Below are 12,141 nucleotides of genomic sequence, written 5' to 3' on the forward strand. Positions count from 1 at the left end.
TGAATCAGGTTGCCAATGAGATACAAGTGAGTGTAATTAACTGCAAATGTGTTTGTGACTAATTGAATTCACTGGTTATCTAACCGCAGCAGATTTATTTGTCATGCGTATTTTAGGAGGCTCCGTGAAGTTGAAGACATTGGCTTTGGCCGCAATGATGGGATTAGGGACGTTACCTTTGGCGCTACAAGTTCAAGCCGCCGAAGTGCCAGAAGGGCCGCATGTTGTCACCTCCGGTACTGCCAGTGTGGATGCGACTCCGGATATTGCCACTATCGCAATTGAAGTTAGCGTATCTGCCAAAGATGCCGCTGATGCTAAAAAGCAGGCGGATACCCGCGTGGCGCAATATTTTGATTTCCTGCGTAAAAGTGGCATTGATAAGAAAGATATCAATGCTGCCAATATCCGTACCCAGCCTGAATACGATTACCAGAAAACCGGTGAAGCGGTATTGAAAGGCTACCGTGCAGTGCGTCAGGTTCAGGTAACACTGCGCCAGCTTGATAAATTGAATGAGTTACTGGATGGGGCACTAAAATCGGGTCTTAATGAGATTCGAGCCGTAGAGCTTGGTGTTGCTAATCCAGAGACTTACCGTGAGCAAGCACGTAAAAAAGCTATCGAGAATGCGATTAGCCAAGCGGGCTCTTTGGCTGAAGGATTTAAGGTCAAGCTGGGGCCGGTGTACAGCATTCGTTATCATGTAGCTAACTACCAGCCAATGCCGGTAGCGCGGATGTTTAAGAGTGCCGAAGCTGCACCGGCAACGGATGCCGCTCAAACTTACGAACAGCAGACCATCCATTTTGATGATCAGGTTGATGTGGTGTTTGAGCTACAAACCAGCGCCAGTGCTCCGGCCGCCGCTAAATAAGCTAGTCTTGTCGTAAAACCTGACGCCCGTAAGATAATAGGGCGTCAGTGACTTTTCTCATTGTCCGGCTTTCCGGCGCAAATCGGTGCCAGAACAGCATGCGCCGCTGTAATAGCCCCGGCGTTAAATTAATCAGTTCCCCGGATGCCAGCTCTTTTTCGATTTGCAGATGCGGGATCATACAGCAGGTGGTGCCTTGCCTTGCCAACTGCACAAAGGCTTCCGACGAGTTAACAATATGGCAGGGCACACTGCCCGGCGATAAATCGAAATTCTGCTGTAAAAACGCCTGATGCATATCATCCAGATGGTCAAAAGCGACCGCTGGTGCTTTCAGCAGTGCCGAGCGCGTGACGCCGTTGGGGAAATATCGCTCAGCGAAGGGTTTGGATGCAACAAACAGATAATCCAGCGCGCCCAGTTGATCGACCAAACAGCTCGGCAGGGGCTGAGGTTGGATACTAACTGCGCCCACGACTTCGCCACGACGTAGCCGCTCTTGGGTTCGGGTTTCATCTTCAACTTGCAGATTGAGCCGAATCGGAGAGTCTGCCAGCACCGGTTTCAATGCCGGAAGCAGCCAGGTTGCCAAACTGTCGGCGTTGACCGCCAATGACAGCAATAGCGGAGTATCGCCGCCACTGTCATTACCAAGCCACTCTTCTTCCAGCAGTTCAACCTGATGCAATAAAGCGAGCAGTTTCTGGCCTTGTTCCGTCGGGCGCGGTGGCACTGTGCGCACCAGTAGTGGCTGACCGAACAGATTCTCTAACTGCTTAATGCGTTGAGATACTGCCGATTGGGTGATACAGAGTTTTTGTGCCGCGCGTTCAAAACCGCGTTCACGGATCACCGCGTCCAGCGCTTGTAGCGTACGGTAGTCTGGGCGTTTCATCGGAGTCATCTCTCCAAATATTAAGTTAATAAGGCACTATGCCACATTTTGATCATTTTTCTATGCCCGAATACCTCGGTACCCGCCACAAATAAACCGGCATAACTGTGATCCAGCTAAAATTAACCGTCCAGTAAGTGGGCTTTATTGCGAAGATTTCTGGTGTATATGCTCTATAATGACTTCAGGTTTTCTTTCATATCAAGGCGCGAACTTACCATGACTCAGGATGAACTTAAAAAAGCAGTGGGCTGGGCAGCATTAGATTACGTCAAACCTGGCACTATTGTTGGGGTTGGCACCGGCTCAACCGCAGCGCATTTTATTGATGCTCTTGGCTCTATCAAAGGTCAAATTGAAGGGGCGGTTTCCAGCTCTGACGCCTCTACCGCCAAACTGAAAAGTTACGGTATTCAGGTATTTGATTGCAACGAAGTCGATGCACTGGATATCTATGTTGATGGTGCCGATGAAATTAACGGTCAGATGCAGATGATTAAAGGCGGTGGTGCAGCACTGACCCGCGAAAAAATTATTGCCGCCATTGCCCGTAAGTTTATTTGTATCGCTGATGCATCCAAGCAAGTTGATGTATTGGGTAAGTTCCCGCTGCCGGTCGAAGTCATCCCAATGGCCCGTTCTTATGTGGCCCGCGAACTGGTTAAATTGGGTGGGCTACCTGAATATCGCCAAAATGTTCTGACCGATAACGGCAACGTTATTTTGGATGTACATAATTTGACGATTTTGGATGCTATCGCGTTAGAAAATAAAATTAATGGTATCGCTGGAGTGGTCACTGTTGGGCTATTTGCCAACCGAGGTGCTGATGTGGCACTGATTGGTACCGCCGAAGGTGTTAAGACCGTGGTCCTCAAGTAATCGGCTAAACCTTGTTCAGGGTGTGGTTTATTGACTTCACCCTGATAATTTTTGCCTTTAAATATCTTTTCTTAAAATGGTTAAATTTGGTGATATATATCACATTTACTCATTTCATTTTCTTAACCTGCCATTAACTCTCTTCCAGCCAGTTTTTTATTCCATAAATTAACATTTGCACTGTTTGTTATGCTGATAGGCAAGCAATCGTTTGTATTGCCGCCCGCGTAATATTTGTTATGTTGACAGGGTGCTGACCGGATTCATTCGATATCGGCAGCCACATCTGAAGTCTGAAAATAGGGTCGGGGACATGGCAAAAGTATCACTGGAGAAAGACAGAATTAAGTTTCTGTTAGTGGAAGGGGTGCACCAGAGCACGGTTGATAATCTGCGTGCGGCCGGTTATAGCAATATTGAATATCATAAAGGTGCCTTAGACACCGAATCACTGAAAGAATCTATTCGTGATGCTCACTTCGTCGGGATTCGATCGCGCACGCATCTGTCCGAAGAAGTTTTTGCTGCAGCAGAAAAATTGGTTGCAGTAGGTTGTTTCTGTATCGGTACCAATCAGGTTGATTTAAAAGCGGCTACCAAACGCGGTGTGCCGGTATTCAATGCGCCTTTCTCCAATACCCGTTCGGTAGCCGAAATGGTGCTGGGCGAGTTACTGCTGATGTTCCGCGGCATTCCCTCCGCTAACGCCAAAGCACATCGTGGCGAGTGGAATAAGCTGGCGGTAGGCTCCTATGAAGCCCGTGGCAAGAAACTGGGTATCATTGGCTATGGTCATATCGGTACTCAGCTGGGTATTCTGGCTGAAAGTGTTGGTATGAAAGTATTCTTCTACGATATCGAGAATAAACTGTCGTTAGGGAATGCCCAGCAGGTTCGCCACCTGTCAGACTTACTGAATATGAGTGATGTGATTAGCCTGCATGTGCCGGAAAATCACTCGACTAAAAATATGATTGGCCCTGAGCAGTTGGCACTGATGAAGCCGGGCGCGATGCTGATTAACGCCTCTCGCGGTACCGTGGTTGATATCCCTGCGCTGTGTGATGCATTGGCCAGTAATCATTTGGCTGGCGCGGCAATTGATGTTTTCCCTGAAGAGCCAGCAACCAATAAAGACCCGTTCAATTCACCATTGTGCGAGTTTGATAATGTATTATTGACTCCGCATATCGGTGGTTCCACTCAGGAAGCACAGGAAAATATCGGTGATGAAGTGGCCGGTAAACTGGCGAAATATTCTGACAACGGCTCAACGCTGTCGGCAGTTAACTTCCCAGAGGTTTCACTGCCAGCTCACGGCGATAATACCCGCCGCCTGTTGCATATCCATGAGAACCGCCCTGGCATTCTGACCAGCATCAACAAAATCTTTGCTGAGCAGAACGTCAACATCGCCGCACAGTATCTGCAAACCAGTGCTGAAATCGGCTATGTGGTTATCGACGTTGAAACTGATGATGCAGAAAATGCAGAAAAAGCCTTGCAGGCAATGAAGGCTATTCCAGGGACGATTCGCGCACGTTTGCTTTACTAATATACCCTTCGCCCTTGGTGTTTGCAGCTTGGCTGCAACGTCAATGATATTGGGTATGTCTATGTTGTGCGGTTCAGAAATGACTAAACACTCGGTGATTATAAAATACCGGGTGTTTTTTTATGCTGAAAATTCCCGCTCACCACTGCCAGACTTTTTCCGGCGTCACTATCTCTGGCAGCGGCACGTCCCAATATTCACTCGGTAAATGCGCTACTCGCTGGCAATCATGGGCCAGACCAATAGGATAGGGGCCGCCGTGCTGCCAGTGCTGTAGCGTGCGGTCATAGAATCCTCCACCCATACCCAAACGTTGCCCATGGTGGTCAAACGCCACTAGCGGGGTTATCACCACATCTAGCTGGTTTAAGGGCAGAACGTCGCGCACATCTAATTGAGGCTCAAGGATTTTCAGGCGATTACGCACAAGCTGACTATCGGGGCGATAGTTGAGAAATAACAGATTGCCGGGGCTAAAAGGATGAAGAACAGGGAGGTAAACCCGCTTTTTCTGCTGCCACAATAATTCGATAAGTGGGCCAGTATCCAGTTCACCATCAAAAGAGAGGAAGACGGCAACAGTATTGGCTTGCTGAATTTTATTGTGGGAAGCGATATGTTTGGTGGCAAGATGAGCAGAATGTTGTTGTTGCTCGGGAGTCAAAAGACGCCGACGCTCACGAATTTCACTGCGAATTTTTTGCCGTTCAAGGGCGTGTTGCGGATTCAAAGGCATGTCATCAACTTATACCCGTTATACTTCAAGTTGCATGTGCGTTGGCTGCGTTCAATCACCCGAATCACTTACTCATGTAAGCTCACCGGGACTCGCTCACGTGCCGCCTTCCTGAAACTCGAATTATTTAGGGTATGGAAAACATGCAGGTTGAGACAAGTAAGAAGAAAACTGCTTGTATCAAAAACAAACGCAATAACCAAAAAATACCGGTTACAGGATAAGAAAGGGATCTCCGAGATGCCGCCGCAGGCTGTAACCCTTGAACCCATGGTTCAAGGTGAACGCAGCGTCGCAACCTTAAGGCTTCTCGGCGGACCGAGCATGCGCACCGGTTACGGAGGCACTACATTCTGTTGGTATTAAATATCGGCTCAGGGGACTGGCCCGCTGGCAAACACCTCAGAGAAATTCTTTACTCACTGCTGAATCTATCACTCAACAGAGATTTATTCAAACTGTGCATCCTGACGTTCAGAGATGCGACCCTGTTCAAGCAATGCCTGTTCAATGGTCTGTTGTAGCATCCGTATACGTTGCTCCATATTGGAGGCATAGTCACGGGTTTTCAATCTTTCCTGAGCCAATTCGTGACATACGTTCAATGCCGCGATGAAAACTAACTGCTCAGTATTGGTGACTCTAGTGCGAACTTTCAGATCTTGCAACCGTTGGTTAAGATCTTCTGCTGCCATGTTCAACGCATCTTGTTGTTCTGGCGGACAATTAACTCTTAACGAGCGACCAAAAATTTGAATATCTACCGGTTGTGCAGACATGCGACCTTCCTGACTAATTTCGCGCCAGCCCTGAAAAACAGAGGCAAATTGCTTGTAGCTGCAAAGCGGGCGTCACTATATATACCTCGATACCAAGATACAACCCCTTTTATCCCCACCATCTTTCAAATTGCAGCTGTGCTGGCCGCTCTCAATCACCCGAATCACTTACTGATGTAAGTTTATGCGGATTTTTGTGTTTGCCGCCTTCCTGCATCTTGAAATCTATAGGGTATATAGCGTTGCGTTTTCTGGTATAGCGACCTTTCTTGGTGGTAGCATAACACGAACTTATCCTGCCAACGATGACCAATACGCATGTCTATAGAGAATACATTACCAACTTACCAATCACTTGCCCTGGCATTAAACCAACAAGCAGTGGCATTAACCCCTGCTGAAATGCATGGCCTGATCAGCGGCATGCTCTGCGGTGGCAGTAAAGACAATGGCTGGCGCACAATGGTGCATGACCTGACCAACGAGGGTGTGGCCTTCTCACAGTCGCTGGATTTGCCGTTACAACAGTTACATGAAGCAACACAAGAAGCACTGGAAAACGAAGGTTTTATGTTCCAGTTGTTGATCCCCGAAGGGGAAGAGATTACGGTTTTTGACCGTGCTGATGCATTATCGGGCTGGGTAAACCATTTCCTGCTAGGGCTTGGAATGTTGCAGCCGAAGTTGGCACAAGTGAAAGATGAAGTGGGTGAAGCCATTGATGATTTGCGTAATATCGCTCAGCTAGGATATGACGAAGATGAAGATCAGGAAGAGCTGGCCCAATCGTTGGAAGAAGTTATCGAGTATGTGCGTGTCGCGGCTATTTTATGCCATATAGAATTTACTCAAGAGAAGCCGACAGCCCCAGAGATTCGTAAGCCGACATTACACTAAACGAGCTAGTATGATGTTTTGAATGATGAAAACCGGATATTTCAGGAGGGTGTAATGACTCAGCAAGAATACCAGAACCGTCGTCAGGCGCTGTTGGCGAAGATGGCCCCGGGCAGTGCAGCCATTATTTTTGCCGCACCAGAGGCCACACGCAGCGCGGATTCTGAATATCCTTATCGGCAGAATAGCGATTTTAGTTATCTGACCGGCTTCAATGAACCAGAAGCTGTGCTGATTCTGGTGAAAAGTGATGAGACTCATAACCACAGTGTGCTGTTTAACCGGGTGCGGGATTTAACCGCAGAAATCTGGTTTGGTCGCCGCTTAGGGCAAGAGGCTGCTCCCGCTAAATTGGGGGTCGATCGCGCCTTACCTTTTGACGAAATCGACGAACAACTCTATTTGCTGCTTAATCGCCTTGATGTGATTTATCACGCGCAGGGCCAGTATGATTATGCTGATAAAATTGTGTTCGCCGCACTGGAAAGATTACGTAACGGTTTTCGTAAAAATCTGCGTGCACCCGCAACGTTAACTGACTGGCGGCCATGGCTGCATGAGATGCGTTTGTTTAAGTCAGAAGAAGAAATCGCGGTGATGCGCCGCGCCGGTGAAATCAGTGCGATGGCCCACACCCGCGCGATGGAAAGATGCCGCCCGGGTATGTTTGAGTACCAACTGGAAGGGGAGATTCTGCATGAATTTACTCGCCATGGTGCGCGCTATCCGGCGTATAACACGATAGTCGGTGGTGGCGAAAACGGCTGTATTTTGCATTACACCGAAAATGAGTGTGAACTGCGCGACGGTGATCTGGTGTTGATTGATGCGGGCTGTGAATATCAAGGCTATGCCGGTGATATCACGCGCACTTTCCCGGTTAACGGCAAGTTCACCCCAGCACAGCGCGAGATTTACGACATTGTACTGGCATCTATCAATAAATCACTCGAATTGTACCGGCCGGGGACCAGCATCCGCGAAGTTACGGCGCAGGTGGTGCGCATTATGATTACCGGCTTGGTTAACTTGGGCATCCTGAAAGGTGATGTTGAACAGCTAGTGACTGATCAGGCGCATCGGCCATTCTTTATGCATGGCTTGAGTCACTGGTTGGGGCTGGATGTACATGATGTTGGCGATTATACCAACAGCGATCGCGGGCGTATTCTTGAACCCGGTATGGTGCTGACCATTGAACCTGGCCTGTATATCGCGCCGGATGCCGATGTTCCGCCACAATATCGCGGCATTGGCATCCGTATTGAAGATGATATCGTGATTACCGCCGACGGTAACGAAAATCTGACTGCCAGTGTGGTTAAAGATCCCGATGCTATTGAAGCACTTATGGCGGTGGCGAGATAACTGATGAGCGTGATAATTGTCGGTGGCGGTATGGCTGGCGCGACATTAGCGCTGGCTATTTCATCCCTTACAAAAGGGGCGGTGCCGGTGGCACTGGTTGAAGCTCAACAGCCGGATAACCGGCAGCATCCGGGCTTTGATGCCAGAGCTATCGCGCTGGCGCAAGGGACATGCCAGCAGCTCGATAGCATTGGTATCTGGTCGGCGTTGGCAGACTGCGCGACCGCCATTAAACATGTTCACGTCAGTGACAGCGGTCATTCCGGTTTTGTGAATTTACAGGCGCAAGATTATCGCGTTCCGGCATTGGGGCAGGTGATTGAGTTGTTTGATGCCGGAAAACGGCTATTCGCTTTGTTACAGCAAGCGTCAGGTGTGACTCTGCATTGCCCGGCCAAAGTGGTTGAAGTGGTTCGTACTGCGGAATCAGCCACTGTGACACTGGATAACGGCCAACAACTGAGCGCCAAATTGTTGGTGGCAGCGGATGGGTCTCATTCTGCTTTAGCTCAGGCGTGCAATATTCAGTGGCAACAGCAGGATTATCAACAGATAGCGGTGATTGCCAATGTCACCACCTCTGAACTCCCCAATGGCCGAGCCTTTGAGCGTTTTACTCGTAATGGGCCATTGGCGTTGCTGCCAATGTCACAAGGGCGCAGTTCGCTGGTCTGGTGTCATGCCAAAGAAGATAAACAGCAGGTTGATAGTTGGAATGATGCCCGTTTTATAGCAGAACTACAGCGGGCTTTTGGCTGGCGTCTGGGGAAAATCCTGCATGCGGGCAAGCGCCATAGCTACCCACTGCAATTACTGACCGCCTCACGCCATGTTAGTCACCGTTTGGCTCTGGTGGGTAATGCGGCCCAAACCCTGCATCCGATTGCGGGTCAGGGGTTTAATCTTGGTCTGCGCGATGTCATGTCACTGGCTGAAACCATTGCACAAGCAGGCAAAGATCCCGGCGACTATGAGGTGCTCAGCCAGTATCAACAGCGGCGGCAGCAAGATCAACAGGCCACTATCGGGGTAACCGATGGGTTAATTCACTTGTTCGCCAATCGCTATGGGCCACTGGTGGTTGGGCGCAACCTTGCGCTGATGTCAATGGAGTGTATCCCTACCATTCGTGATGCTTTTGCACGACGGACGCTGGGCTGGGTTAAGCGCTAACTTTGTCTACCCTTCATCTTTCAAGTTGCAGGTGTGTTGGCTGCTCTCGGCCTTCCGAATCACTTACTGGTGTAAGCTCATCGGGACTCACTCGTTTACTGCCTTCCTGCATCCTGAAATCTAGTGGGTAGACAAAGTTAGTATTTATTATGGGAATGTATTTGAATGCAATCATATGACATAGCTATAGTTGGCGGCGGAATGGTCGGCCTCGCACTGGCTTGCGGCTTACAAGGTAGTGGTCTGCGTATTGCCATTCTGGAGCATCAACCCGCTCAAGAGCCGCTACCAGCCCCGCTAACCGGCGAATTGGCATTGCGAGTCTCGGCGATTAATGCCGCCAGTGAGCGCTTACTGCAAAAAATTGGCGTGTGGGAGAGCATCTTGGCACTGCGCGCCAGTCCCTATAGCGGTATGGAAGTTTGGGATCAAGACAGTTTTGGCAAAATTGCGTTCCATGCTGATGAATACGGTTTCAGCCATCTCGGACATATCATTGAAAATCAAGTCATTCAGCAAGCATTATGGCAGCGAGCCAGCCAACTGGCGGATGTGACCCTGTTGGCACCGGCCAGCCTCAAACAAGTGGCTTGGGGCGAAAGCGAAGCTTTTATCACCTTAACCGATGATCGTATGCTCAGTGCGAAGCTGGTGGTTGGAGCCGATGGCGCTAACTCTTGGTTACGTCAACATGCCGATATTCCGCTGACATTTTGGGATTATGCCCATCATGCTCTGGTGGCGGCCATTCGCACCGAAGAAGCCCATCAGGCCACGGCGCGCCAAGTATTTCACGGTGATGGTATTCTGGCTTTCCTACCATTTAGTGACCCTCATCTCAGTTCGATAGTCTGGTCCGTCTCCCCCGAGCGCGCTGCTGAGTTAGTTGCGCTACCAGCAGAGCAATTTAACCGTGAGTTAGGTATGGCCTTTGATATGCGGCTGGGGCAATGTCAGCTCGAAAGTGCGCGGCAAACCTTCCCGCTGACCGGGCGCTATGCGCGTAGCTTTGCGGCCCATCGGTTGGCTCTGGTGGGGGATGCCGCTCATACTGTCCATCCATTGGCCGGGCAGGGGGTAAATCTAGGTTTTATGGATGCCGCCGAGCTAGTTACTGAGCTCCGACGTTTACAGCGTCAGGGGAAAGATATCGGCCAGCATCTCTATCTGCGCCGTTATGAACGCCGGCGTAAGCACAGTGCCGCAGTGATGCTTGCCAGTATGCAGGGGTTCCGCGACCTGTTTGCCGGCAGTAATCCCGCTAAAAAGTTGTTGCGTGATATTGGGTTAACACTGGCCGATAACTTGCCGGGAGTGAAGCCGCAGTTAGTGCGGCAGGCGATGGGGTTAAATGATTTACCCGATTGGCTAGATGAGTAATCTTGTGGCTCACTAAATCTCTTCTCAGTTGAAATAATCTAATTTCAGCACAGTTTTCGCATTAGTTTTTTTCACGGATAACCAAAACCTGAAAAGTTGAATCCGACAGGGTTTTGGTTATTTAGTTATATAATATCGCTGTTTTTACTGTTCAATTGTTAATTATGTGCCTTCGTGCGCAGTTTTACAGTGAAAAACTCTGCACAATACCCCTGCCTTTTGTCGTCTTAAAGCATGCTATTGCCTATTTTAGCTTATGGTTACCTGATGAATTCGGTGATAACGTTGGGTAAAAGGTATCGTTTGCGTAGACCCGTCATACTTCACGTTGCATGTGCGTTGGCTGCCTTCGTTCACCCCAGTCACTTACTGATGTAAGCTCCTGGGATTCACTTAGTTGCCGCTTTCCTGCAACCCGAATTATCTAGGGTATATGCCTGTTTATGGTGAGTTAAAGTATCAGACACTCATTACATGAAACTGTTTGAGGTAAGAGATGGCTAAGCAGACCCCACTGTATGAGCAGCACGTGGCGTGCGGCGCGCGCATGGTAGATTTTCATGGCTGGATGATGCCATTGCATTATGGTTCCCAAATCGACGAACACCATGTCGTACGCACCGATGCCGGTATGTTCGATGTCTCGCATATGACCATTGTCGATCTACAGGGTACCCGTACCCGTGAATTCCTGCGCTACCTATTGGCCAATGATGTCGCCAAACTGACCCAACCGGGCAAAGCCCTTTACACCGGGATGCTGAATGCCTCCGGCGGTGTTATCGACGATTTGATTGTTTATTTCCTGCGTGAAGATTATTTCCGCTTAGTGGTTAACTCCGCCACCCGAGATAAAGACTTGGACTGGATAATTCAGCATGCTGAACCTTATCAGGTTGAAGTCACGGTGCGTGACGATCTGGCACTGGTTGCAGTGCAAGGCCCAGAAGCACAAAAGAAAGTGGCTACTTTGCTAACCCCTGAGCAGCAACAAGCCATTGCAGGCATGAAACCATTCTTTGGTATTCAAGCTGATGATTTGTTTATTGCCACCACCGGCTATACCGGTGAAGCAGGCTACGAAATCGCCTTACCTAAAGAGCGTGTGGTTGAGTTTTGGCAGCAACTGTTGGCTGCCGGAGTGAAACCCGCAGGCCTTGGCGCGCGTGACACTTTGCGTCTGGAAGCCGGTATGAACCTCTACGGTCAGGAAATGGATGAAAGCATTTCTCCTCTTGCGGCCAACATGGGCTGGACAGTGGCTTGGTTGCCAGAAGATCGTCAGTTTATCGGCCGTGAAGCACTGGAACAGCAACGTGCCAAGGGCACCGAGCAACTAGTTGGCTTGATCATGACGGAAAAGGGCGTATTACGTAATGAGTTGCCAGTGCATTTTTCTGATGCTTCGGGCAATCAACATGTGGGCGTGATAACCAGCGGTTCTTTCTCGCCAACATTGGGTTTCAGTATTGCATTGGCTCGTGTCCCTGCAGGGATAGGTGAAAGTGCTGTGGTACAAATCCGTAACCGCGAAATGCCGGTGCGGGTCACAAAACCGGGTTTTGTGCGGGCGGGTAAGCCGGTCACGCTGTAAATTTA

11 protein-coding genes and 1 other RNA gene are annotated in these 12,141 nt (G+C 49.4%); 8 read left to right on the top strand and 4 right to left on the bottom strand.

The genetic code is table 11. From position 1 onward, the window contains the following. The first annotated feature begins 124 nt into the window (after positions 1 to 124). A complete protein-coding gene (locus FTA96_RS18505) occupies positions 125 to 877 on the top strand; it encodes an oxidative stress defense protein (RefSeq protein WP_050109874.1) in 753 nt (250 codons plus the stop codon). Position 878: 1 nt separating this feature from the next. Here the strand turns inward: FTA96_RS18505 and FTA96_RS18510 are convergent, their stop codons facing one another. Continuing rightward, on the bottom strand, positions 879 to 1,772 hold the full coding sequence (locus FTA96_RS18510; protein ID WP_004706816.1) for a LysR family transcriptional regulator ArgP: 894 nt from the start codon (positions 1,770 to 1,772) through the stop codon (positions 879 to 881). Positions 1,773 to 1,991: 219 nt separating this feature from the next. Between FTA96_RS18510 and rpiA the strand changes: the two genes are divergently transcribed. Beyond that, positions 1,992 to 2,654, top strand: coding sequence for a ribose-5-phosphate isomerase RpiA (gene rpiA, locus FTA96_RS18515; RefSeq protein WP_050109873.1), 663 nt, complete (start codon positions 1,992 to 1,994; stop codon positions 2,652 to 2,654). 313 nt (positions 2,655 to 2,967) lie between these two features. After that, positions 2,968 to 4,209 carry a phosphoglycerate dehydrogenase gene (gene serA, locus FTA96_RS18520; protein ID WP_050109872.1) on the top strand — a complete coding sequence of 414 codons (1,242 nt, stop codon included), beginning with the start codon at positions 2,968 to 2,970 and terminating at the stop codon, positions 4,207 to 4,209. A gap of 139 nt (positions 4,210 to 4,348) precedes the next feature. Here the strand turns inward: serA and FTA96_RS18525 are convergent, their stop codons facing one another. The 3 genes from FTA96_RS18525 to zapA form a co-directional block, all read right to left on the bottom strand. Beyond that, complete coding sequence (locus FTA96_RS18525; protein ID WP_050135857.1) at positions 4,349 to 4,945, bottom strand: 5-formyltetrahydrofolate cyclo-ligase; 597 nt, start codon at positions 4,943 to 4,945, stop codon at positions 4,349 to 4,351. Positions 4,946 to 5,173: 228 nt separating this feature from the next. Continuing rightward, a non-coding RNA gene (gene ssrS / locus FTA96_RS18530) (6S RNA) lies at positions 5,174 to 5,357 on the bottom strand. 37 nt (positions 5,358 to 5,394) lie between these two features. Beyond that, positions 5,395 to 5,724 carry a cell division protein ZapA gene (zapA, locus tag FTA96_RS18535; RefSeq protein WP_004706812.1) on the bottom strand — a complete coding sequence of 110 codons (330 nt, stop codon included), beginning with the start codon at positions 5,722 to 5,724 and terminating at the stop codon, positions 5,395 to 5,397. Between the two features lie 318 nt (positions 5,725 to 6,042). Here zapA and FTA96_RS18540 point away from each other — a divergent pair, with 318 nt between their 5' ends. The 5 genes from FTA96_RS18540 (at position 6,043) to gcvT (ending at position 12,136) form a co-directional block, all read left to right on the top strand. Continuing rightward, a complete protein-coding gene (locus tag FTA96_RS18540; protein WP_050109870.1) occupies positions 6,043 to 6,621 on the top strand; it encodes a YecA/YgfB family protein in 579 nt (192 codons plus the stop codon). 54 nt (positions 6,622 to 6,675) lie between these two features. After that, positions 6,676 to 7,989 (top strand): Xaa-Pro aminopeptidase, encoded by a 1,314-nt coding sequence (gene pepP, locus FTA96_RS18545; protein WP_057632560.1) that lies wholly within the window; start codon positions 6,676 to 6,678, stop codon positions 7,987 to 7,989. A 3-nt stretch (positions 7,990 to 7,992) separates the two neighbouring features. Continuing rightward, positions 7,993 to 9,162 carry a 2-octaprenyl-6-methoxyphenyl hydroxylase gene (ubiH, locus tag FTA96_RS18550; RefSeq protein ID WP_050135863.1) on the top strand — a complete coding sequence of 390 codons (1,170 nt, stop codon included), beginning with the start codon at positions 7,993 to 7,995 and terminating at the stop codon, positions 9,160 to 9,162. A 165-nt stretch (positions 9,163 to 9,327) separates the two neighbouring features. Next, positions 9,328 to 10,542 (top strand): FAD-dependent 2-octaprenylphenol hydroxylase, encoded by a 1,215-nt coding sequence (gene ubiI / locus FTA96_RS18555; protein ID WP_050135865.1) that lies wholly within the window; start codon positions 9,328 to 9,330, stop codon positions 10,540 to 10,542. Between the two features lie 496 nt (positions 10,543 to 11,038). Continuing rightward, complete coding sequence (gene gcvT / locus FTA96_RS18560; protein ID WP_050135867.1) at positions 11,039 to 12,136, top strand: glycine cleavage system aminomethyltransferase GcvT; 1,098 nt, start codon at positions 11,039 to 11,041, stop codon at positions 12,134 to 12,136. Positions 12,137 to 12,141 lie beyond the last annotated feature (5 nt).

It is taken from the genome of Yersinia alsatica, from assembly GCF_902170305.1.
Taxonomy (GTDB): domain Bacteria; phylum Pseudomonadota; class Gammaproteobacteria; order Enterobacterales; family Enterobacteriaceae; genus Yersinia; species Yersinia alsatica.